This is a genomic window from Bacillus marasmi, assembly GCF_902168435.1.
Classification (GTDB): domain Bacteria; phylum Bacillota; class Bacilli; order Bacillales; family Cytobacillaceae; genus Bacillus_BU; species Bacillus_BU marasmi.
Genome location: NZ_LR656165.1, coordinates 141814 through 163574, shown reverse-complemented (window position 1 = coordinate 163574; position 21761 = coordinate 141814). Strand labels below are relative to the sequence as shown.

Annotated in this window: 24 protein-coding genes and 2 pseudogenes; 23 read left to right on the top strand and 3 right to left on the bottom strand. The window is 42.2% G+C overall.

Features of this window, described 5'->3' with window-relative positions; all coding sequences use genetic code 11:
• The first annotated feature begins 12 nt into the window (after window positions 1–12).
• The 12 genes from minC (at window position 13) to pheA (ending at window position 9887) form a co-directional block, all read left to right on the top strand.
• On the top strand, window positions 13–693 hold the full coding sequence (gene minC / locus FXW34_RS03015; RefSeq protein ID WP_147532497.1) for a septum site-determining protein MinC: 681 nt from the start codon (window positions 13–15) through the stop codon (window positions 691–693).
• A gap of 2 nt (window positions 694–695) precedes the next feature.
• Window positions 696–1499 carry a septum site-determining protein MinD gene (gene minD, locus FXW34_RS03010; protein ID WP_147532496.1) on the top strand — a complete coding sequence of 268 codons (804 nt, stop codon included), beginning with the start codon at window positions 696–698 and terminating at the stop codon, window positions 1497–1499.
• Window positions 1500–1618: 119 nt separating this feature from the next.
• Complete coding sequence (locus tag FXW34_RS03005) at window positions 1619–2404, top strand: M23 family metallopeptidase (RefSeq protein WP_147532495.1); 786 nt, start codon at window positions 1619–1621, stop codon at window positions 2402–2404.
• Entirely contained in the window at window positions 2397–3263 is an 867-nt protein-coding gene (locus FXW34_RS03000) for a M50 family metallopeptidase (protein WP_147532494.1), read from the top strand. The genes FXW34_RS03005 and FXW34_RS03000 overlap by 8 nt, the downstream gene beginning before the upstream one ends.
• Window positions 3264–3290: 27 nt before the next feature.
• On the top strand, window positions 3291–4775 hold the full coding sequence (locus FXW34_RS02995) for an Rne/Rng family ribonuclease (RefSeq protein ID WP_147532493.1): 1485 nt from the start codon (window positions 3291–3293) through the stop codon (window positions 4773–4775).
• 211 nt (window positions 4776–4986) lie between these two features.
• The gene (rplU, locus tag FXW34_RS02990) at window positions 4987–5295 is read left to right on the top strand and encodes a 50S ribosomal protein L21 (RefSeq protein ID WP_147532492.1); all 309 of its coding nucleotides are present in this window, start codon (window positions 4987–4989) and stop codon (window positions 5293–5295) included.
• Between the two features lie 11 nt (window positions 5296–5306).
• Window positions 5307–5639 carry a ribosomal-processing cysteine protease Prp gene (locus FXW34_RS02985; protein ID WP_147532491.1) on the top strand — a complete coding sequence of 111 codons (333 nt, stop codon included), beginning with the start codon at window positions 5307–5309 and terminating at the stop codon, window positions 5637–5639.
• A 12-nt stretch (window positions 5640–5651) separates the two neighbouring features.
• Window positions 5652–5942 (top strand): 50S ribosomal protein L27, encoded by a 291-nt coding sequence (gene rpmA, locus FXW34_RS02980; protein ID WP_147532490.1) that lies wholly within the window; start codon window positions 5652–5654, stop codon window positions 5940–5942.
• A 645-nt stretch (window positions 5943–6587) separates the two neighbouring features.
• Window positions 6588–7127, top strand: a complete 540-nt coding sequence (locus FXW34_RS02975; RefSeq protein WP_147532489.1) for a sporulation initiation phosphotransferase B — start codon at window positions 6588–6590, stop codon at window positions 7125–7127.
• Window positions 7128–7199: 72 nt separating this feature from the next.
• Window positions 7200–8492, top strand: a complete 1293-nt coding sequence (gene obgE / locus FXW34_RS02970; RefSeq protein ID WP_147532488.1) for a GTPase ObgE — start codon at window positions 7200–7202, stop codon at window positions 8490–8492.
• A gap of 24 nt (window positions 8493–8516) precedes the next feature.
• The gene (locus tag FXW34_RS02965; RefSeq protein ID WP_147532487.1) at window positions 8517–8972 is read left to right on the top strand and encodes an ACT domain-containing protein; all 456 of its coding nucleotides are present in this window, start codon (window positions 8517–8519) and stop codon (window positions 8970–8972) included.
• A 63-nt stretch (window positions 8973–9035) separates the two neighbouring features.
• Window positions 9036–9887: a prephenate dehydratase gene (gene pheA, locus FXW34_RS02960; protein WP_147532486.1), complete on the top strand. Its 852-nt coding sequence runs from the start codon at window positions 9036–9038 to the stop codon at window positions 9885–9887.
• 618 nt (window positions 9888–10505) lie between these two features.
• Here pheA and FXW34_RS02955 read toward each other — a convergent pair.
• On the bottom strand, window positions 10506–11045 hold the full coding sequence (locus FXW34_RS02955; protein WP_147532485.1) for a transcription repressor NadR: 540 nt from the start codon (window positions 11043–11045) through the stop codon (window positions 10506–10508).
• Between the two features lie 179 nt (window positions 11046–11224).
• Between FXW34_RS02955 and safA the strand changes: the two are divergent.
• Window positions 11225–11392, top strand: a pseudogene (gene safA, locus FXW34_RS23665) (SafA/ExsA family spore coat assembly protein); the annotation flags it as partial.
• Between the two features lie 221 nt (window positions 11393–11613).
• Here safA and FXW34_RS23660 read toward each other — a convergent pair.
• Window positions 11614–11694 (bottom strand): annotated as a pseudogene (locus FXW34_RS23660) (hypothetical protein); the annotation flags it as partial.
• A 1346-nt stretch (window positions 11695–13040) separates the two neighbouring features.
• Here FXW34_RS23660 and FXW34_RS02945 point away from each other — a divergent pair.
• The 10 genes from FXW34_RS02945 (at window position 13041) to yajC (ending at window position 21234) form a co-directional block, all read left to right on the top strand.
• A complete protein-coding gene (locus tag FXW34_RS02945) occupies window positions 13041–14015 on the top strand; it encodes a phosphotransferase (RefSeq protein ID WP_147532483.1) in 975 nt (324 codons plus the stop codon).
• 33 nt (window positions 14016–14048) lie between these two features.
• Entirely contained in the window at window positions 14049–14792 is a 744-nt protein-coding gene (nadE, locus tag FXW34_RS02940; RefSeq protein WP_147532482.1) for an NAD(+) synthase, read from the top strand.
• Window positions 14793–14901: 109 nt separating this feature from the next.
• Entirely contained in the window at window positions 14902–15795 is an 894-nt protein-coding gene (locus FXW34_RS02935; RefSeq protein WP_187118813.1) for a YhcN/YlaJ family sporulation lipoprotein, read from the top strand.
• A 175-nt stretch (window positions 15796–15970) separates the two neighbouring features.
• Window positions 15971–16486 carry a BofC C-terminal domain-containing protein gene (locus FXW34_RS02930; RefSeq protein ID WP_147532480.1) on the top strand — a complete coding sequence of 172 codons (516 nt, stop codon included), beginning with the start codon at window positions 15971–15973 and terminating at the stop codon, window positions 16484–16486.
• Window positions 16487–16829: 343 nt separating this feature from the next.
• Window positions 16830–17438 carry a Holliday junction branch migration protein RuvA gene (gene ruvA, locus FXW34_RS02925; protein ID WP_147532479.1) on the top strand — a complete coding sequence of 203 codons (609 nt, stop codon included), beginning with the start codon at window positions 16830–16832 and terminating at the stop codon, window positions 17436–17438.
• Window positions 17439–17470: 32 nt separating this feature from the next.
• Window positions 17471–18472, top strand: coding sequence for a Holliday junction branch migration DNA helicase RuvB (ruvB, locus tag FXW34_RS02920; RefSeq protein WP_147532478.1), 1002 nt, complete (start codon window positions 17471–17473; stop codon window positions 18470–18472).
• Window positions 18472–18678 carry a DUF2905 domain-containing protein gene (locus FXW34_RS02915; RefSeq protein ID WP_147532477.1) on the top strand — a complete coding sequence of 69 codons (207 nt, stop codon included), beginning with the start codon at window positions 18472–18474 and terminating at the stop codon, window positions 18676–18678. Before ruvB ends, FXW34_RS02915 begins: the two co-directional genes overlap by 1 nt.
• Before the next feature lie 46 nt (window positions 18679–18724).
• Entirely contained in the window at window positions 18725–19753 is a 1029-nt protein-coding gene (gene queA, locus FXW34_RS02910) for a tRNA preQ1(34) S-adenosylmethionine ribosyltransferase-isomerase QueA (protein ID WP_147532476.1), read from the top strand.
• A gap of 37 nt (window positions 19754–19790) precedes the next feature.
• Window positions 19791–20930 (top strand): tRNA guanosine(34) transglycosylase Tgt, encoded by a 1140-nt coding sequence (gene tgt, locus FXW34_RS02905; RefSeq protein ID WP_147532475.1) that lies wholly within the window; start codon window positions 19791–19793, stop codon window positions 20928–20930.
• A 34-nt stretch (window positions 20931–20964) separates the two neighbouring features.
• Window positions 20965–21234, top strand: a complete 270-nt coding sequence (gene yajC / locus FXW34_RS02900; protein ID WP_147532474.1) for a preprotein translocase subunit YajC — start codon at window positions 20965–20967, stop codon at window positions 21232–21234.
• Window positions 21235–21309: 75 nt separating this feature from the next.
• On the opposite strand, the gene FXW34_RS02895 is transcribed toward yajC, so the two are convergent.
• On the bottom strand, window positions 21310–21705 hold the full coding sequence (locus FXW34_RS02895; RefSeq protein WP_147532473.1) for a TIGR04086 family membrane protein: 396 nt from the start codon (window positions 21703–21705) through the stop codon (window positions 21310–21312).
• Window positions 21706–21761 lie beyond the last annotated feature (56 nt).

Genomic DNA, 21761 nt, shown 5'->3' with positions numbered 1-21761 from the left:
GAGCTTTCTACCATGAAAAAATCGCAAAATGTAACCATAAAGGGAACGAAAGACGGTATCACATTACATCTCGATGATTCCTGCTCATACGACGAGCTGAAAAGAGAACTCGATATTAAGCTGTCTGCTAATTCTCGCACCAATGATGGTCAACCGCTTACAACGGTAAAGGTTCAAGTTGGAAATCGGTTTTTAACCGACGAAATGCATGAAGAAATTAAAGAGATAATTCGAAAAAAGAAAAATTTGGTCGTAGACGAAATCGTTACGAATGTGATGGCAATTGAAGAGGCGGAGCGAATCAAGGCAGAATCAGAAATTGTTTCTGTTTCGAAGATTATCCGCTCTGGTCAAGTTTTAGAAGTACCGGGAGATTTATTATTGTTGGGTGACGTTAACCCAGGGGGCACAGTGAAAGCTGGCGGAAATATTTTTATCATGGGAACGTTAAAGGGGATTGCCCACGCAGGCTGCTATGGTGATGATCAGGCTATTATTTCAGCAGCTGTAATGAATCCATCTCAGTTGCGGATCAGCGATTGCATCAACCGCGCACCAGACAAAGGTGCTGATTCCGAAATCAAGATGCTTGAATGTGCTTATATTGATGAGAATCGACAAATTGTCGTTGATAGAATACAAGTATTGATGCATCTTAGGCCAAATTTAACAAGATTGGAAGGGGGATTCTAGCAATGGGAGAAGCAATAGTTATTACTTCCGGCAAAGGCGGGGTAGGGAAAACGACCACCTCTGCAAACCTTGGCACTGCTTTGGCATTGCAGGGTAAACGTGTATGTTTAGTTGACACCGATATCGGGTTAAGAAATCTCGATGTTGTGATGGGACTTGAAAATCGAATCATTTATGATTTAGTAGATGTAATACAGGGGAAATGTAAAATTCATCAAGCACTTGTAAAAGACAAGCGTTTTGAGGATTTACTATATTTGCTGCCAGCAGCACAAACCCTAGATAAGACAGCTGTAACGCCGGAGCAAATGAAAGCATTAGTTACAGAACTAAAACAGGATTATGATTATATCATTATCGATTGCCCTGCTGGAATCGAGCATGGCTACAAAAATGCCATTGCTGGTGCAGATAAGGCGATTGTTGTCACAACACCAGAAGTATCCGCAGTTCGTGATGCTGACCGTATCATCGGCCTTTTAGAAAAAGAAGAAAGTATTGAATCACCGAAGTTAGTCATCAACCGAATTCGCAATCACCTGATGAAAAATGGTGACATGCTCGATGTGGATGAAGTGACCGCACACCTTTCTGTTGATTTGCTTGGTATCGTAGCCGATGATGATGAGGTTATCAAAGCCTCCAATCATGGTGAACCGATTGCCCTAAATCCTAATAGCAAGGCCTCAATTGCTTACCGAAACATCGCTCGCCGTATTTTAGGTGAGTCAATCCCGCTTCAATCTCTAGAAGTAGATGAAAAAGGAATGTTTTCCAAAATCAAACGCTTCTTTGGCGCAAAATAACTTTAATACGTATAGGCCTGTCTTCTTATATGGAGGACAGGCCTTGTTATATTTTAATGAATATTCCTAATAGCCTTCTCATAGACTTGTACAAATGTTTGGAGAATGGTGGGGAGATTATGCGTTCTAATGCGGATCAAATCAGGAAACGGATTGCAAAACGAAAGAAGGAGCGCGAAAAGCAGGCTGAGCAAAAGCGTCCAAGTAAGCCGAGTTTTCTATATCAGGAACAGGAAGAACGAGAGGGCTTTGACCGCTTTCCATCCTATGAAATAAGTCCAGATGAAGGGAATCATCCACTTTTTCGGAAAGAAGTCTTTCTGTTTAAGGTGATGGCGGCAGCTTGTTTATTTTTAGTAATGGCGATACTGTTCCGAAATGAATCTCCAAAGCTTGATACGGCGCGGAATTATGTAACGAAGTCGTTTGAAAAAGACTTCCAGTTTGCGACAGTTTCAAATTGGTATGAGGATAAGTTTGGGAAGCCACTTGCGCTATTTCCGGTTCCTGATAGTAAGGGTGGTAGTAAGGAAAACTCCAACGACCAGCAATATGCTTTGCCTGCCTCCGGAAAAATACTAGAGGACTTTGAAGAAAGCGGGCAGCGAGTTATTTTTGAAACCTCAAAGGACGCAGCTGTAGAGGCGATGGGCGAAGGAATGGTTCGCTTTGTCGGTGAAAAGGAGGGCTTTGGGAAAACAGTGGTCATTCAGCATGCAGACAAAAGTGAATCCTGGTACGGCAATTTAGGAGATATTTCTGTCTCGCTTTATGATTTTATCGAAAAAGGGAAAAAGGTCGGCACAGTAACAAACGGTGATTCAGGAGAAAAGGGTTCATTTTATTTTGCTATTAAAAAGGATGAAAGCTTCATCGACCCAATTCAGGTGATTCAATTTGAATAAGCTCTTGTTCTTGCTCCGGCAAGTAAAAGTCCATCCGCTCCTGTGGCTTGTGATTGCACTGGCTGTTTTAACTGCACGATTTTGGGAAGTTACAATCCTATTCTTGATTGTTCTTGTTCATGAATTGGGGCATGCTGCGGCAGCGTCCTATTTCTCATGGCGGATTAAACAAATTACCTTGCTCCCGTTCGGCGGCGTAGTTGAAATGGATGAGCATGGAAATCGTCCATTATTAGAAGAATCAATAGTGATTTTGGCAGGTCCTTTGCAGCACGTTTGGCTGATTGGGGTTGCTTTTTGTTTTTATCAGTTTTCATGGTTAAGTCCTGATCATTTTTCACTATTTTTATCTATGAACGTAATGGTCTTATTGTTTAATTTGCTCCCGATTTGGCCGCTAGACGGGGGCAAGCTCGTCTTTTTACTTTTGTCCTACGTAAAACCTTTTCCGATTGCCCACCGCATGATGATTTACATTTCGTTCTTGTCTATTGTTGTGTTTACCGGTTTTACACTCCTGCTCATGCCGAGTAATTTAAACGTATGGATTATTCTTTCATTTTTACTATTTTCCCTATATTATGAATGGAAGCAGCATCGCTTTATTTTCATGCGGTTTTTGCTTGAACGCTACTATGGAAAAAGGAATGATTTGCGCAACCTCAAGCCATTAAAGGTCGCTGAGGAGGAATTGATCGTCCATGTGCTTGAACGGTTTTGCCGCGGCTGCAAGCATCCAATCATTATTGAAGAAAATGGGAAAGAAAAGGGCATCCTAGATGAAAATGAAATTCTTCATGCTATTTTCGCTGAAAAATTGTTAACCGCCAAAATCCGTGATTTACTTTATATATACTAATAGTCGTAGCTAAAGAGAGGCCCTATTATGAAAAAAATCATTATTAATCATTCTTTAACTGAAAAACGCTATGCTGTTTTAAATGGTACAAAGCTTGAAAAAATCAATATTCATCAGCCCCAACATGAATCTTTGGTGGGGCATATTTATTTGGGAACGGTAGCAAAAGTAATGCCAGGTTTGAACGCTGTATTTGTTGATATTGGTGAGGAGAAGCAAGGATTTTTGCATCGCGACCAATTGGCGTCCTTCAGGAACGCCGCCGGAGCATTTTCTGATCGGAAAAATAAATCAGTAACAGCCTTTACCTATCAAGGAGAAAAACTGCTTGTTCAGGTCGTGAAGGATGAAACCGGTGATAAAGGCCCGCGTCTATCTGGGCTAGTCGAGCTTAATGGTGAACATCTCGTCTACTTAGCAAGCGAAAATACCGTTTCAGTATCTAAAAAAATTACTGATGAGAACGAACGCAAAGCATGGTTTAATTTTGGAATGAAGCAAAAGGTCGGAAATGAAGGCTTTATTTTTCGGACCGCAGTTGAAGGTGAAGAACAAGAGGACATCATAGCAGAAATTAAAGCGCTAAGAAAGCAATATCATGAGCTTGCCAAATTGGTTGTCCATAAGAAGAAACCTGGGCTATATCATCAAAGAAATCATTTCCTTGAGCTTATAAAAACAGAATGTGCGAATCTGGTTGCTGGTGAGATTTGGGTCGATGATTTAGCGTTAAAACAGGAGTTAGAGCGCTTTGCAACTCCAGAACTTTCTGTCATGTTCTATCAAGGTAAGGAAAACATTTTTTCGAGCTATCACATTGAGCAGGAGCTCGATAAAGCAATGCAGCGGAAGGTAGAGCTCGCAAATGGCGCCTATTTGGTCATCGATGAAACGGAAGCCTTAACAGTAATTGATGTCAACACGGGTAAATTTACCGGAAAAACGAAGCGGGAAGAAACGGTTTTAAAAACCAATCTTGCTGCAGCAGTTGAGGTGGCCAAGCAACTTCGTTTTCGCGATATTGGTGGGATTATCCTGATTGATTTTATCGATATGAAGCATGAAGGCGAGCGGCAAGAGGTCCGCCGAGCTATTGAAACGGAACTAGCTAGAGACGAAAAGCCAACGAAGGTACTTGGCTTTACCGAATTAGGAATACTGCAGCTAACAAGAAAGAAAACAAAGCAGGCATTATCTGAGGCGTTGTCGATCGAGTGTCCAACATGTCAGGGGACTGGCAAAGTGTTAAGTCCAGAAAGTGTTGCGTTTAGACTAGAACGCGAATTATGGGAGCACCGCCATTCCGATTATGATGCGGTTTTGGTGGAAACGACTGAAGCTGTGCGCAATGTTTTTGCTGGTGTGAAGGACGTTCATTTAGAGCGGTTCCAGGAGCTGCTCGGCTTGCGAATTTTCCTTACCGTGACAGATGCGGCAAAGCCGTATTATCGGGTGCGGCAATTTGGCACTGTTGATGACCTAATCGCAAAAATCAAACAATATCAACATTAAATTTCATTAATAGTAAGTCACTTTATACGTCAAGATTTTCTGTTGACACTATTAGGCAGATTGTGATAGGATTTTAATGTTATGTTTATAGCATACCGCACATTTCAGGTAGTAAGCTTTTGCAGAATGGTCGAGTTCGGTTACTTGCCGTTACGATACATAGCAAAACGCCTGGTTATGGCGAGTCCCCAATTTTAAGGAGGTGCAGTTCATGTACGCAATTATCGAAACTGGCGGTAAGCAATTAAAAGTAGAAGCAGGTCAAGCTATCTACATCGAAAAGCTTAACGCAGAAGCAGGCGAAACAGTTACTTTTGATAAAGTTCTTTTCGTTGGTGGAGAAAACGTAAAAGTAGGAAGCCCATTAGTTGAAGGCGCTACTGTTACAGCTAAAGTTGAGAAACAAGGCCGCGGTAAAAAAATCATCGTTTTCAAATACAAAGCGAAGAAAAACAACCGTAAAAAGCAAGGTCATCGTCAACCATACACTAAAGTTGTAATCGAAGCAATCAACGCGTAAGGTTTGATTTGATGATTAACATTACGATTAATCGTACTGAATCCGGATTCATTCGCTCGTTCACTATGGATGGACATGCCAATTTTGCTCGTCACGGCGACGATATCGTCTGTGCGGGAGCATCCGCAGTTTCCTTCGGTTCTGTCAATGCTATCGAGGCATTAACTGGTATCGTACCAGAAATTGAACAAGGTCAAGGCGGCTTTCTCCGATGTACATTCCCAACTGATTTACAACAGGATGTACAAGAGAAAGTTCAATTGCTTCTAGAGGCAATGGTTGTTTCCTTAGAAACGATTGAAAGAGATTACGGAAAGCACATAAAAATTACCTTCAAAAAGTAGGAGGTGGAACTCATGTTAAGATTAGATCTTCAGTTTTTCGCATCGAAAAAAGGGGTAGGTTCTACTAAGAACGGTCGTGACTCACATTCTAAGCGTCTTGGCGCTAAACGTGCAGACGGTCAATTCGTTAGCGGTGGATCAATCCTTTATCGTCAACGTGGCACTAAGATTTATCCAGGTGTAAACGTTGGTCGTGGTGGCGATGACACTCTATTCGCAAAAGTTGACGGCGTTGTTAAATTTGAGCGCGTAGGTCGTGACCGCAAGCAAGTAAGTGTATATCCAGTAGCACAAGAAGCGTAAGCTTTCGTTAGAAAACTCTAACCCTTGTTGGTTAGGGTTTTCTTTTTTTTAGAAAAATAGTTCAGCATTTGTTATATGCCATGCCTAAATGAATGGTCACAGGGATGGTTCCTGTGACCAAAACGTCGTGCCAAAGCTGATAAAATGGTCACAGGGATGGTTCTTGTGACCCAAACGTCGTGTCAAAGCTGATAAAATGGTCACAAGGATGGTTCATGTGACCAAAACGTTGTGTCGAAGCTGATAAAATGGTCACAAGCTGTGTTCCTGTGACCAAAACATTGGGCCGAAGCGGATAAAATGGTCACAAGCCGGGTTGCTGTGACCAAAACGTCGGGCGGGATACGATAAAATGGTCACAAGTTGGGTTCCTGTGACCAAAACATTGGGCTGGATACGATAAAATGGTCACAAGGCGGGTTGCTGTGACCAAAACGTCACGCAGTAGTCGATAAAGTCACCACAACGATTAAGTTTCACCAAAAAAATAAAAGCCAAAATCAAACCAAATACAACATCAATCATTTCACCCTTATCACATCAGTTTTGCTAAAATTTTCATTTTTTGCTTACGGTTTGTTCGTTTTTTGATATACTAACACCAAGCAGTTGCTGACACTATATTGGCTGTGTGGGAGTGCATGTATGAAAAAAGAATGGAATACGGTCGAAGTGATGCGTCATGCACGACACGACTGGTTAAATAAAATACAATTAATCAAAGGCAATCTTGACTTAAATAAAACAGACAGAGTGAAGCAATTAATTGAAGAAATTGTCATTGAAGCGCAGCAAGAGGCCAAATTAACCAATTTGAAAATCCCTCAATTTGCAACGCTTATGTTGACGGCAAATTGGGAGTCATATCCGTTCGTTATCGAATACGAAATTATTAACGGAACAGAAATATTAAACATAAACGATTCACAAATGGCTAACTGGACGCAAGCTTTTTTCAATACCTTACATAATGCGGTAGATGCTTTTGGTGAAAACATTCTATCTATTGCAATTGAAACACAAAAAAATGGAATTCGTTTCTTTTTTGATTTTAGCGGAATAATAAAGGATAAAGACAAATTACAGCAATTCCTTGGTGGCGATGGGGGAGCACAACCGTCGCTGAAAATCTTGGAATTCTCTCAACAGGAACTCGCAATAGATGTTTTTATGCCATTTGTGTAAAAGGTATGAAAAGAGCGATTCTCGTCTTGAAGGAAACTAGTTTGTTACAAATAACAGGCGGGAGGAACAAATATGTTCGTCGATCAGGTAAAAGTATATGTTAAAGGTGGAGACGGCGGGAACGGAATGGTAGCATTCCGCCGCGAAAAATATGTCCCGAAAGGTGGACCAGCTGGAGGCGATGGTGGTAATGGCGGCGATGTCGTGTTCGAGGTCGAAGAAGGCCTAAGAACGTTGATGGATTTCCGTTACCAACGTCATTTTAAAGCACCACGCGGAGAGCATGGCATGTCAAAAAACATGCACGGCAAAAACGCTAAAGATCTTGTCGTTAAGGTTCCACCAGGTACAACGATTACAGATGAAGATACAAATGAAATTATTGCTGACTTAACACTTCATGGCCAACGAGCAGTCATTGCTAAAGGGGGAAGAGGAGGTCGCGGTAACTCAAGATTTGCGACACCATCGAACCCGGCTCCAGAGCTTTCGGAAAATGGAGAGCCAGGCCACGAGCGTAATATTGTCATGGAACTAAAGCTGTTAGCAGATGTAGGGCTTGTTGGTTTCCCGAGTGTAGGAAAATCAACACTTCTATCTGTTGTGTCTTCAGCGCGTCCGAAAATTGCGGAGTACCATTTTACAACTATTGTTCCTAACTTAGGAATGGTGGAAACGGCAGATAACCGTAGCTTCGTTATGGCAGACCTACCGGGTTTAATTGAGGGAGCTCACTCCGGTGTAGGGCTTGGTCACCAATTCTTACGTCATATTGAAAGAACACGAGTAATTGTCCATGTGATTGATATGGCTGCCACAGAGGGCCGCGATCCCTATGAGGATTACCTAACCATCAACAACGAGTTAGGTCAATACAATTTACGTCTGACTGAGCGTCCGCAAATTATTGTTGCTAATAAAATGGACATGCCAGATGCTGAAGAAAATTTAAAGGTCTTCAAAGAAAAGTTGACCGATGATTATCCGATTTTTCCAATCTCAGCACTAACGAAAAGTGGTTTGCGAGATTTATTATTTGCGATTGCTAATAAGCTTGAGGAAACACCGGAATTCCCGCTATACGAAGAAAAAGAAGAAGATGCTGGAGTTCACCGTGTCGTTTACAAACATGAAGCGGAGCAAGAAGAATTCTTTATTACTCGTGAGCCAGATGGTAGCTTTGTGCTCTCTGGTGAAAAATTAGAAAGATTGTTCAAAATGACTGATTTTTCACGGGATGAATCAGTGCGTAGATTCTCACGCCAGCTGCGTGGGATGGGTGTCGATGAAGCGCTCCGTGCTAGAGGTGCCAAGGATGGTGACACCGTTAAGTTATTGAACTATGAATTCGAGTTTATTGAATAGAGCTTCGTAAGACGGGGTGGAGAAATGAGAGGACATAAATTCGATAAGAAGTTTTTCTTAGTGCGTGAAGACGTTTTGCCAGAAGCGATGAAGAAAACGCTCGAGGCGAAGGAAATGATTGAACGCGGTAAAGCAGAATCGGTTTGGGATGCTGTTAACAAAGTCGACCTAAGCAGAAGTGCTTTTTATAAATATCGTGATACAGTCTTTCCTTTTCACACGATTGTAAAAGAAAGACTGATTACGTTGTTTTTCCAATTGGAGGATCGTTCTGGAACGCTGTCTGAGCTACTCGGCTTAGTGGCAACTTCCGGCTGTAATGTATTAACGATTCACCAAACAATACCGATTCAAGGCCGGGCAAACGTCACATTGTCGCTAAATGTAGCGAATATGGGGATTGAAATCGATGACCTGCTGACTAAGTTGAAGCGGCTAGAATTTGTAGAAAAAGTTGAGGTGTTGGGATCTGGTTTATAGGCGTTCATGCCTTAGGCCGGATTTCCGCCTGATTTTGATTTTTAAGGGGAAGAGGGAAAAATCGTGAAGGTAGGGTATTTGGGTCCGCGCGCGACATTCACTGACATAGCGGTGCGCAACATGTTTCCTAATGACACTGGTGTTCCGTACATAACGATTCCATCTTGTATGGATGCAGTTGTCGATGGAGAGGTTGAAGTAGCTGTGGTTCCGCTTGAGAATGCGCTTGAGGGCTCAGTTAATATTACGCTTGATTATTTAGTGCATGAGGTTGATTTGCCGATTCTTGGGGAAATCAGGGTACCAATTCGCCAACATTTTATGGTTCATCCTAATAATGCTGAGAACTGGCGTGAAACGGACCGAATTATGAGCCATTCGCATGCTATTGCGCAATGCCATAAGTTTTTACATAAGGAGTTTAAAGGCGTTTTCTGTGAAAATACGACATCGACAGCTGCTGCCGCTCAGTTTATCATTGAGCATCCGGAAATTAAGGCAGCCGCAATCGCCAATGAGTTGGCCGCGAAGGAGTACGGTCTGACTATCGTCCAGCCAGATATTCATGATCTGCCATTTAACCACACAAGTTTTGTCGTGGTGGCGAAGCAGCCTTTGGAGCTATCCGAGGATCGTCCGTATTTTATCGGATACAAAACGACGCTTATGGTCACGCTTCCATCTGACCATCCGGGTGTTTTGCATACAGTCTTGTCGGCTTTTGCATGGCGCAAGCTCAATTTATCGAAAATCGAGTCACGCCCATCCAAGACCGGTCTCGGGAATTACTTTTTCATTATTGATATTGCGATGAAAATGGATGAAGTCCTTCTACCGGGCGCCATTGCCGAGCTCGAAGCAGTCGGTTGCGGAGTAAACCTATTGGGAAGCTATCCGGTGTATCATATTAAATAGAGTGATAAAAGGGGTTCGCTCCTCGTGCGATCCCCTTTTTATCTTTTTGGTAAAAATAATGCTTGTAAGGTATGTGGAAGGAGTAATCGCCCCATTAAACTCCGAAAAGGACATCTAGGGTAATGAATAGAGAGTAATCGCCCCATCTAAACTCCAAAAAAGGCGTCTAGGGTAATGAATAGAGAGTAATCGCCCCATCTAAACTCCAAAAAGGGCATCTAGGGTAATGAATAGAGAGTAATCGCCCCATCTAAACCCCAAAAAAGTGCTCTAGGGTAATGAATAGAGAGTAATCGCCCCATCTAAACTCCAAAAAGGGCATCTAGGGTAATGAATAGAGAGTAATCGCCCCATCTAGCCTCCAAAAAAGGCATCTAGGGTAATGAATAGAGAGTAATCGCCCCATCTAAACTCCGAAAAGGACATCTAGGGTAATGGATAGAGAGTAATCGCCCCATCTAAACTCCAAAAAGACATCTAGGGTAATGATTAGAGGGTAATCGCCCCATCTAAACTCCAAAAAACGCGTCTAGGGTAATGAATAAACACGCACCTCTTCAAACTTTCGATTCCCAAAACTACCACAAACAAAAAGAGCACAATTCCATTGGCTGCACTCTACTCAATTAAAAATCCACCCTGCTTCAAGGCTGCTTCTGCACGATCTAACGTTTCCACAGTTGCAGCCGAAATAGTATGTAAATGAATTCCGTTCGTCAACTCTGATAAGTATGAAGCTTTCGTTGCCCGGACTTTTTCCATGAAATGCTTGACATCGTTACGGTTTGAGACCATGATGGAGGCCGTTAAATCACCGTAGACAGGGTGCTCGATGCGGACGTCCTTAACGGTAACACCGTGATCGACCAATATATTGAGTTCTTCCTCTGTGCGTTCTGGTGGATGAGATACGGCAATAGTTCGCTCAATGACTTCCTCGACGCCTTGCGGTTTTAAGTATAAATAACCCATGCTAGTAGCGATAATCGGTTCTTTTTTTGCTTTTAATATCGTAATATCGCCAACAATGACTTGTCTAGAAACTTTGGTTCTAGAGGCTAATTCACTGCCCGTGATGGGTTGAGTGCTATTTTTGAGGAGATTTAGAAGCAAGGTCCGTCTTTCATCGCCTAAAATTTTTCTTCTTTGTTCTTTCAATATCGTTCACCTTACCCCTCTGATGATTCCCCATTTTATCATACATTAACTGTGACATCTAACTATCCAACACGATTCCTTCAAAAAGTAATGAAAAAAAGCACTAACTCATATGATTTACTAAAATCTAAATTTTTTGTGTGGATGAATAGCAAATTGCCCACTTCGACATACAATGTATGGACTTATGCCACCTTAGGAGGGGAATCAGTGTGAAGATCCATATCGTACAGAAAGGTGATACTCTTTGGAAAATCGCCAAGAAGTACGGCGTGAATTTTGAAGAGCTGAAGAAATTAAACAACCAGCTCAGCAACCCTGATATGATTATGCCCGGTATGAAAATTAAAGTTCCGACCACTGGGGGAACAATTAAAAAGGAAACCCCGTACGGAGGAGCGCCGGCAAAAATCAATATGGGCGCTAAAAAGGAAATGCCAATCGCTAAAGAACAGCCAATCGTTAAGGAACAACCGATTGTGAAAGAGCAACCGATTATGAAGGAACAGCCAATTGTTAAGGAGCAACCAGTTAAAGAAGCCCCAATTAAAGAAATGCCAGTCAAAGAAATGCCGGTCAAAGAGATGCCAATCAAAGAAATGCCAATCAAAGAAGCTCCAATCAAGGAAGTTCCGAAGAAGCCTTTCATTCCAAAAATACCTCTACCAAAGATTCCAGAAATCGATATCAATAACTATTACATGATGAACATGGCGAACGTAAAGGTGGAACAACCTGCACCGCCACCGCCACCGCCACTAAAGGAAGAAGTTGTTGAAAGTCCGATACAAGCGCCTGTACAACAACAACCAATTCAAGAGGAGTGTGTTCAACCCATGTTCCCTTGCCCACCAGGTTATATGTATCCAATTTCACCAGTATTACCGGGATCAGGATTACCGTGTCCGCCGTATCACCAGGCAGCACCATTCCACCAGGCAGCACCATTCCCGCAAACTCAAGGGATGATGAATCCACAAGCTGGAATGGCGCCACAAGCGTTCGCACCAGATTTTGACGAGTCATCGGACTTTATGCCACCAATGCAACCAGGTGGTCAAGTAGCTGGAGTTCAAGCATTCCAACAGCCGATGGGTCAGGCGATGCCACCACAACAACAAATGCCAATGGGTCAGGCGATGCCACCACAACAACAAATGCCAATGGGTCAGGCGATGCCGCTACAACAACAAATGCCAATGGGCCAGGCGATGCCGCCACTTCAGCAAATGCCAATGGGTCAGGCGATGGCTCCACAACAGCAAATGCCAATGGGTCAGGCGATGCCACCACAGCAGCAAATGCCAATGGACCAATCGATGCTACCACAGCAGCAGATGCCAATGGAACAATTTATGCCAACAGGGCAAACCCAACCAATGGACTTTCCAGCATATCCACAAGCTGGCCAAATGATGGACCCTTCATTTGCAGGACATCAAGGAATCCCATTTGGAGGACCGCAATATCCAATTTCACCTGTATTACCAGGAACAGGGCTACCTCCAGGACATTTCCCATTTGGATTTGGTGGTGCACCACAAGGGATGCCATTTTTCCCAATGCATGGCGGGCCGCAAATGCAAGGAATGTGGGAATCTCCTGATATGATGCAAAATCCATTTCCACAAACAGCGCCAATGGGGATGACTAATCCACCACCTGTTGCCGGAACAGCGGATTGTGGTTGTGGAGGTCCACAAGGTCCAGTAGGAGGGGGCATGCCAGGAGCTCCGCAAGGGATGCCGTTCCAGCAAGGAGCACCTGAATTCCAGCAAGGCGGCGTACCGATGCAACAACCATCTCAAGCAGGAATGCCATCATTCCCGCAGGGAGCCGCACCGATGCCTGGAGGACCAATGCACCCACATGGGGGAGCGCCATATTTTCCACAGGCAGGGCAAGTATATTCACCATTTTACGGTCAGCAGCAATATGTGAATCCTTTCGCATCGGGTCAAATGGGTTATCCAAGTCGTGAGGAAAGCAGTGAATATGAAGGCTAAAACATTTGGAGACGATGTATTTAACAGTCGTCTCCTTTCCATTTTAAACAAATCAGTTCCGTTTACGGTTTTTAAGGTAAAAAAAATCCGAGAAAATGTTTACTACATTGATACAGACCGCCGAGCTTATATTTTAAAAGGCTATTCATCGCTGCACCGCTTGCACTTACAAGAAGCTTTTACATCATCCTTGAAAAAACATGGCTTTTTGCAAACGTATTCCTTCCTTCGTTTTTCGGAAAATCCGGTTTATTTTAATAAAAAATATTGGGGTTGGATTGAATATCTAGAGCCGCACCGAGAATCGTTTTCTTACTTGAGTGAAGCTAATCGCACAGCTGGCCTTGAGCTCTTGCATTCCTTTCACTTAACGACAAAGCAGTTTGCCAAAAGCTTTGAGCAGGTTATCCCCCCGTTTCAATTATTGGAAAAATGGCAGGATCGCTTCCATCAATTTGTGAAAAATAAACCAGTCATCGAAAATTACCTTCCCGTTTCGATGTACCGAGAATTGTTAGAATGGGGGAATTTAGCATTAGCAGGGATGAAACGAGAGAATATGGAGTTTGGAGATGATTCCCAACCTGTCATTTTACATGGTGATGTTGCCCATCATAATTTTTTAAAATCAAAATCGGGAAAACTAAATTTAATTGATTTTGATCTCATTTCGATTGGACATGAGAGTGCTGATTTGCTTCAGTATGCTAATCGGATCCTGCCTTATCTCAATTGGTCATTACAGAATTTGGCCAATCACCCATTGTTTCAGCACTATTTACAGCATCGGGCATTTTTATATGCATTGATGTATCCTACTGATATTTTCCGCGAATGGAATCGAATCATAAAAAATGGTTCCTGTTATCGACCTAAAAAACTGATTCAAACAATTGAATTAACAACAAATCAATACCAACAGCGCCAACAATTCCTTAAAGAACTTAAGATTGTGGTAAAATAACAACTAAACATTGCAATCGAAAGGAAGAAGAATATGGAACAGGTGATTGAAAAATTAGTCCAATGGTTACAGCAAAAGGTCAAAGAAAGCGGAACAAATGGATTGATTGTCGGAGTTAGCGGAGGAATTGATTCTGCAGTCGTCGCACATTTAATAAAAAGAGCGTTTCCCAATAACTCGCTAGGTGTGATTATGCCGTTAAAAAGTAACCCACAGGATCGCGAAGATGCGCTAAGAGTAATTGAAAGCTGTGGTATCAAGCATGTTGAGATAGAATTAACTGAAACTCATAAAGCATTATTTGCGACTGTTGAGGAGCAGTTAAAGCAATCAGGTGATTGGAACGAGAATCGCGCTCAATTGGGAGATGCCAATACCCGGGCTCGTCTTAGAATGACAACGCTGTATGCTGTAGCGAATAATTTTGGTTATTTGGTTGTTGGAACCGACAATGCTGCAGAATGGCATACTGGTTATTTTACAAAATATGGCGACGGTGGTGTGGATCTAGTTCCACTTGTTCATTTTACAAAAGGTGAGGTCCGCGAACTGGCAAGAGCTTTAGGTGTTCCAGAGGAAGTAATTACGAAAGCTCCAAGCGCCGGGCTTTGGGAAGGTCAAACGGATGAAAATGAAATGGGTACGACCTATGATATGATTGATCGATTTTTGAAGGGAGAAGCCATTCCAGAAAAGGATCAACAAATTATTGATCGACTTCATCGTATATCCGAGCATAAACGCAATCTTGCTGCAGCACCGCCAAAATTTAATTAAGTTGGTACTGCCTCTAATAGGGCAGTTATTAACAGTAATGAAACCCCCTACTTGCACACAAACTAATGGGGAGCCTCGTGCTCACATGTTAGCCAAGGGGGTTTTTCGTTTGAATAAAAAACGTTTCCTAATTCCGGTTATTGGCTTCTTGTCAATAGGGCTAGCAGGCTGCGGTAATGACGAGTCTGCCGTACAAGACCGCAATACCAAACGAGTTCAGCCATTTGGATATTATTCCAATGAAAATCACAACAATGGTGGTAATGTCCAGATTTTAGACGAGAATGATAATGATGGTCCATTAACAGAAATAATGGATCATTCGCTTGGGACAGAAGGAGCAACAGGCCGTAATGGCCGCGGGCAATACCTCGATGAGAAGGACGAAAATGGGAATCCAAAAAATCCAACCAGACCTTTGGCGAATTCCGACCGAAATTTTTTTGAGAGGGATAATCGCTTTAGCCGCAGTGATGCCAACTACCATGGTCATCTAGATGGCAACCGCGCTAGCACGTTAAGGTCAACAGTGGATAACAATCGTGATGGAATTTACGGAAGTAATAACAATAATGTGATTACCGGGGATGGAGCAAATAACAATATCTATGGAACAAACAACGTTAGATATAATCGCAAAACAGATGGAAATCAAACACGTATTATGGGAACCCCTAATCCGGCCAATAATGTAAGCTTAACTAATCAACTCAATAAAACGGTTGGCGCCGTGGAGAATGTTAAAAAAGTCCAATCGATTGTTAACAACAATCAGGTTGTCATTGCCGTAGATTTAGCGAATTACCATAATGCTGCAAAAACAAGGCAAAAAATCGAGCAAGCAGTCAAAGGATATACCAATGGTCGGACGATTACAATCGTGACAGACCAAGGCAGTTTCCAACGCGTTCGCAGCATGACGGAACGGAACGGTTACCGTGATGAGTACGACCAAGACCTAAGAAACATACTGAAGTCCAATAACTTTAATCAAGCTCGATAATCTTTATATGCAAAGCAGAACCTTCAAGTTGAGAGGGTTCTGCTTTGTTTTTTAGGTTTATCAGTGTTGTTGATGATTGTTCATTTTTTGAAAGGATAATTTTTCTTTGTATGGTCATGCTATATACGTAAAGTTCATGTTTATTGGTTTCCTATTTTTAAAAGAGGTGATCACTATGAATGCCAGAATGTCCGTGTTAATTGCCGTCGCAACGAGTTTTTTGGTGCTATTTTTCAACCAAGAAATCGATGCAGCTGAGAATCTACCAAGGCATTTGGCAGCAACAGAGCAGAAGGTTACGATTATTTTGCAGCGAGTGTATTTAGATGGGGATGTAAGTGAAGAGGTCGTAACGGAAACTGCCAGCTCGATTGCCGAGGTTCAGGATAGGTATGATCAATGGCAATTTATCAGCAAAAAAGGTGACAAGCTAGTATTTCGATATGTCATCGATGATATTTCTCCACTTTTAAAAGCAAACGGATATTTTGGGATAACTGATGAGGGCATACTGACGATATTTTACGGGAAGCCAAAACACTCAAAGATTATTCATTCTTTTTATCAAATTGATGTCGGGAAACTCGAAAGCCGAAAAAAACAGCAGCTTTTGAAGGGCATCCCAATCAAAACGAAGGACCGCTACCAACAGGTATTGGAAACCTTTAAGCCATATACAAAATATGAATAGCTATTCTTTGCGACGAGGCTGAACTCCTATGTGGTTCAGCTTTTGCTATTTGGAAATTTGATACTTTTGTGCCCGAGATTTTCGGTAAAATGCTAGAGCGGTAACGATAGAGCGAGAATCGTGCCCGTGAACCTCGAAAAAGTGCTTGAGCGGTAACGATAGAGCGAAAATCCAAAAAAAGGTAATCAAAATCTTCGTAGCCAACGCTTCAATTCACCACATTCACCAACACTCTACCTCATACCCCCACCCATAACAATTTTCAGACATTAAGATTTTTGTTCATGCTGCGAAAAATGATATGATACAATGAGTAACAGTGAAATTTGAGGAGAGAAAGCATTTGTTTGAATACATAAAAGGCAGCATTGAATCAGTAGGACCAGAGTACATCGTCGTTGAGAATCAGGGGATTGGCTATCAAATTATCACGCCAAATCCGTTTGTTTTTTCAAGACAAATCGGTCAATATATCAAAATCTACACCTATCATTATGTGCGCGAAGATATTATGGCACTATACGGATTTCAAGCGAAGGAAGAAAAAGCGCTATTTACGAAACTTCTTAATGTGTCGGGGATTGGACCGAAGGGAGCGCTCGCGATTCTTGCATCTGGAAATCCTGAGCAAGTGATTGCTGCAATTGAAAGCGAAGATGAAGCATTCTTGATTAAATTCCCAGGAGTTGGCAAGAAAACCGCTCGACAAATGATTCTTGATTTAAAAGGAAAGCTACAAGCGATTGTTCCGGACTACTTCCCAGATTTATTTACGGCGGGTGAGGACCGCTTCCAACAGCCATCGTTAGCAGAATGGGAGGAAGCTGAGCTTGCACTTAAAGCGCTTGGTTATTCTGATAAGGAAATTCGAAAAATTGCCCCTGAGTTGCAAAAAGAAAAGCTTTCGACTGACCAATATATAAAGAAAGCCTTACAAAAGCTGTTAAGATAGAAGATTGATACACAAAAAGGGTGAGAGAACTCATGGATGATAGGCTTATTTCTGCCGAAGCGGACGACCGGGATGATTCCTATGAGCAAAGCTTACGGCCACAAACATTAACCCAGTACATTGGACAAAATAAAATCAAAGAAAATCTAGATATTTTTATTAAAGCAGCAAAGCTTCGTCAGGAAACACTGGATCATGTTTTGTTGTATGGTCCACCGGGGCTTGGAAAAACAACACTAGCAACCATTATTGCTAATGAAATGGGCGTTAATATCCGAACTACCTCTGGTCCGGCAATTGAACGTCCAGGAGACTTAGCGGCGATTCTAACTTCTCTTGAGCCTGGGGATGTCCTTTTCATTGATGAAATACATCGACTACAGCGATCGATTGAAGAGGTGCTCTATCCAGCCATGGAGGATTTTTGCCTCGATATTGTCATTGGCAAAGGTCCAAGCGCACGCTCAGTACGTCTTGATTTACCTCCATTTACATTAGTAGGGGCAACAACGAGAGCTGGCTCGATTTCAGCACCGTTAAGGGATCGCTTCGGTGTTCATGGACGACTCGAATACTATAATGTGGCGCAGCTTACGGATATCGTAGCAAGAACCGCAGAAATTCTTGATACGGAAATTGAACCACAGGCAGCTGAGGAAATCGGTCGCCGTTCAAGGGGAACGCCAAGGATTGCCAATCGCCTTCTAAGAAGGGTGCGGGACTTTGCCCAAGTTCGTGGAACGGGTCATATAGATTTAGCCATGGCTAATGAATCGCTACAGAGATTGCAGGTTGACCGTTTAGGTCTTGACCATATTGACCATAAATTACTTAAAGGGATCATTGAAAGATTTCGAGGAGGCCCAGTCGGATTGGACACAATTGCCGCATCAATCGGTGAGGAGTCGACGACGATTGAGGATGTATATGAGCCGTACCTGCTGCAGATTGGTTTTTTGCAGCGAACACCGCGCGGCCGTATCGTGACTGATTTAGTTTATCGTCATTTTAATCTGGAGGTGCCTGATAATTAATGACAGGTATGGCGAAAACCATTATGATGATTGGAGCAATCATTTTTGTTATCGGATTCATCATGAATTTTATTCATTTAGGAAAACTGCCTGGTGATATCGTTTTTAAAAAGGGCAACACAACTTTTTATTTTCCAGTTGTGACGTCGATTTTATTAAGCGTTATTTTATCGATTGTTTTTTATGTGATTGGCCGTTTTCGATAAATGGCAGTAAGAATTAAAGTACGTTATAGGTAAAGGTGACCATAGTATGAAAGTTGATTTATTTGATTTTGATTTACCAGAAGAGCTGATTGCGCAGGTGCCGCTAGAAAATCGGACCGACAGTCGCTTAATGGTACTAGATAAGAATACAGGTGTAGTTAAGCATGAGATTTTTAAAAATATTGCTGAGTATTTTCGCCCAGGGGATTGTCTTGTTTTAAACGATACGAAGGTACTTCCTGCAAGGCTTTACGGCACAAAGGAAGAAACGGGCGCTCATGTTGAGGTTTTACTGTTAAAGCATGACAAAGGTGACCAATGGGGAACCTTGGTTAAGCCGGCAAAACGGATTAAAGAGGGGACGAAAATCAGCTTCGGTGATGGACGTCTTACTGCTATCTGCGTGGGGACAAGCGACCATGGAGGGCGAAAGCTAGATTTCCAGTATGAAGGAATTTTCTATGAAGTGCTTGATTCTTTAGGAGAAATGCCACTTCCTCCATACATTAAGGAGCAGCTCGAGGACCGTGACCGTTATCAAACCGTATATGCAAAGGACATAGGCTCTGCCGCTGCACCGACAGCCGGTCTCCATTTTACCGAGGAGCTATTAGCAGAGCTAAAGCAAAAGGGTGTGAAGCTTGCATTTATTACTCTTCATGTTGGGCTTGGTACATTCCGTCCGGTCAGTGTTGACGATATTCATGAGCATGAAATGCATTCTGAGTACTATCAAATGTCAGAAGAGACAGCGCAGCTGCTAAATGAGGTGCGCGCTTCGGGCGGAAGAATTATTTCGGTGGGGACGACCTCAACTCGAACGCTGGAAACAATTGCCTCAGCTCATAATGGCGGATTTGCTGAGTTGAATGGATGGACGAATATATTTATATACCCAGGCTATGAATTTAAGGCGATTGATGGCATGGTAACAAACTTCCATTTGCCAAAATCCACTTTAATTATGTTAATTAGTGCGCTTGCAGGACGGGAACATGTATTAGAGGCGTACAAGCTTGCTGTTACTGAACGCTATCGTTTCTTTAGCTTCGGCGACGCGATGTTGATACTATAGTTTGATGATAAAAAAAGGATAATAGGAGGACAAGAGTTTGTCTGCTATTCGTTATGAATTAATAAAAACATGTAAACAAACAGGGGCTAGACTTGGACGCGTTCACACACCACATGGTTCGTTTGACACGCCAACGTTTATGCCGGTTGGCACATTGGCGACTGTAAAAACAATGTCACCAGAAGAGCTAAAAGCGATGGGAGCCGGAATTATTTTAAGTAATACCTACCACTTGTGGCTTCGTCCGGGTAATGAAATCGTGAAAGCAGCAGGTGGGCTCCATAAATTTATGAATTGGGATCGCGCAATATTGACCGATTCAGGTGGATTCCAAGTATTTAGCTTAAGTGAATTCCGAAAAATTGAAGAAGAAGGGGTTCATTTCCGCAATCATTTAAACGGTGATAAATTATTTTTATCTCCTGAGAAAGCGATGGAAATTCAAAATGATTTAGGCTCAGATATTATGATGGCCTTTGATGAATGTCCACCCTTCCCAGCCACATTTGAATATATGCAAAAATCAGTTGAACGAACATCTCGCTGGGCAGAACGCTGCTTGAAGGCTCATAAGCGTCCAGAGGATCAAGGTTTGTTTGGAATTGTTCAAGGGGGAGAATATGAGGAACTGCGACGTCAAAGTGCAAACGACCTTATTTCGCTTGATTTTCCAGGGTATGCGATTGGTGGATTATCCGTAGGGGAACCGAAGGATGTAATGAATCGCGTGCTTGAATTTACCACACCGATGCTGCCGACCAACAAACCGCGATATTTAATGGGGGTTGGTTCACCAGATTCACTTATTGATGGTGCTATTCGTGGTGTTGATATGTTCGATTGCGTTCTGCCAACTCGAATTGCCCGAAATGGTACATTGATGACAAGTGAAGGCCGTTTAGTGGTTAAAAATGCAAAATTCGCGAAGGATTTTGGACCATTAGATCCAAACTGCGATTGCTATACTTGTAAAAATTACTCTAGAGCCTATATTCGCCACTTAATTCGTTGTGACGAAACATTCGGAATACGTTTAACATCTTATCATAACCTACATTTTCTGATAAAATTGATGGAAGAGGTCAGACAAGCGATTCGTGAAGATCGTTTAGGTGACTTTAGAGAAGAGTTTTTTGAAAAATACGGCTTCAACAAGCCTGATGCAAAGAACTTTTAAAAAAACTGCTAACTAGTGAAAGGAGCTGAAAGGTTTGGAAAACTTACTTGGAACAGTTGGACCATTAGTTCTGATGTTTGCTTTGTTTTACTTCTTATTGATTCGTCCTCAGCAGAAGCGACAAAAGGCAGTAACACAGATGCAAAGCGATTTGAAAAAGGGTGACAGAGTAGTCACAATTGGTGGACTCCACGGATTTGTTGATTCACTAGATGAAGCAACAGTAGTAATCAAGTGTGGCGATGGTAGCCGTTTAACTTACGATCGCAATGCGATTCGTGAAGTAGTAGCAGAAAATAACTAATTAAAAGGAAGCAAGCTATTATGCTCGCTTCCTTTTTGCTTGTGTCTAGCTTAAGGGCGACTTTAGCACTCACTGTTAAGCAGATGTTCTTGATTTTGATGTAAGGTTGACACCTAAAATTCCACCCATCATCGCGATGAGCATGAAGCAGACATGATAGATGATTTGCTGCTGATCAAAGAGTCGATCGTAGCCAAGATACTGGAATAAGAAGATGACTAAGGAATAAAGTAGCCCAGTCAAGCCCCCAAGCATCCAGCCTTTTTCTTTTCCTTTTCCTCCTGAAATAAATCCTCCTGCAAATAAAGCGATAAATGAAGCAGCAGTAATGACAACCTGTAGTCCAGATTCTTGGACAGACGTTAATTTTAAAATGAAGGAAAAAATTAGGCTACCTACAATTTCCAATAGAAAAATGGCAATTAAGCCGTGTAATACAGCTAAGCCAAATGTTCTGGATGCGATGATCATCCTCTCCCTTCTTAAATACCAATAGAATTCATTTTGAGTCTATTGGATTTCAGTAT

What these genes read in the sequence shown, in the direction of transcription:
- FXW34_RS02975 (WP_147532489.1), top strand. Translation starts at nt 6,588, where the DNA reads ATGAAAAAAGAATGGAATACGGTCGAAGTGATGCGTCATGCACGACAC.
- FXW34_RS03005 (WP_147532495.1), top strand. Translation starts at nt 1,619, where the DNA reads ATGCGTTCTAATGCGGATCAAATCAGGAAACGGATTGCAAAACGAAAG.
- FXW34_RS02995 (WP_147532493.1), top strand. Translation starts at nt 3,291, where the DNA reads ATGAAAAAAATCATTATTAATCATTCTTTAACTGAAAAACGCTATGCT.
- FXW34_RS02945 (WP_147532483.1), top strand. Translation starts at nt 13,041, where the DNA reads ATGAAGGCTAAAACATTTGGAGACGATGTATTTAACAGTCGTCTCCTT.
- nadE (WP_147532482.1), top strand. Translation starts at nt 14,049, where the DNA reads ATGGAACAGGTGATTGAAAAATTAGTCCAATGGTTACAGCAAAAGGTC.
- FXW34_RS02985 (WP_147532491.1), top strand. Translation starts at nt 5,307, where the DNA reads ATGATTAACATTACGATTAATCGTACTGAATCCGGATTCATTCGCTCG.
- queA (WP_147532476.1), top strand. Translation starts at nt 18,725, where the DNA reads ATGAAAGTTGATTTATTTGATTTTGATTTACCAGAAGAGCTGATTGCG.
- FXW34_RS02895 (WP_147532473.1), bottom strand. Translation starts at nt 21,705, where the DNA reads ATGATCATCGCATCCAGAACATTTGGCTTAGCTGTATTACACGGCTTA.
- rpmA (WP_147532490.1), top strand. Translation starts at nt 5,652, where the DNA reads ATGTTAAGATTAGATCTTCAGTTTTTCGCATCGAAAAAAGGGGTAGGT.
- minD (WP_147532496.1), top strand. Translation starts at nt 696, where the DNA reads ATGGGAGAAGCAATAGTTATTACTTCCGGCAAAGGCGGGGTAGGGAAA.
- FXW34_RS02930 (WP_147532480.1), top strand. Translation starts at nt 15,971, where the DNA reads ATGAATGCCAGAATGTCCGTGTTAATTGCCGTCGCAACGAGTTTTTTG.
- rplU (WP_147532492.1), top strand. Translation starts at nt 4,987, where the DNA reads ATGTACGCAATTATCGAAACTGGCGGTAAGCAATTAAAAGTAGAAGCA.
- ruvB (WP_147532478.1), top strand. Translation starts at nt 17,471, where the DNA reads ATGGATGATAGGCTTATTTCTGCCGAAGCGGACGACCGGGATGATTCC.
- minC (WP_147532497.1), top strand. Translation starts at nt 13, where the DNA reads ATGAAAAAATCGCAAAATGTAACCATAAAGGGAACGAAAGACGGTATC.
- FXW34_RS02965 (WP_147532487.1), top strand. Translation starts at nt 8,517, where the DNA reads ATGAGAGGACATAAATTCGATAAGAAGTTTTTCTTAGTGCGTGAAGAC.
- obgE (WP_147532488.1), top strand. Translation starts at nt 7,200, where the DNA reads ATGTTCGTCGATCAGGTAAAAGTATATGTTAAAGGTGGAGACGGCGGG.
- FXW34_RS02915 (WP_147532477.1), top strand. Translation starts at nt 18,472, where the DNA reads ATGACAGGTATGGCGAAAACCATTATGATGATTGGAGCAATCATTTTT.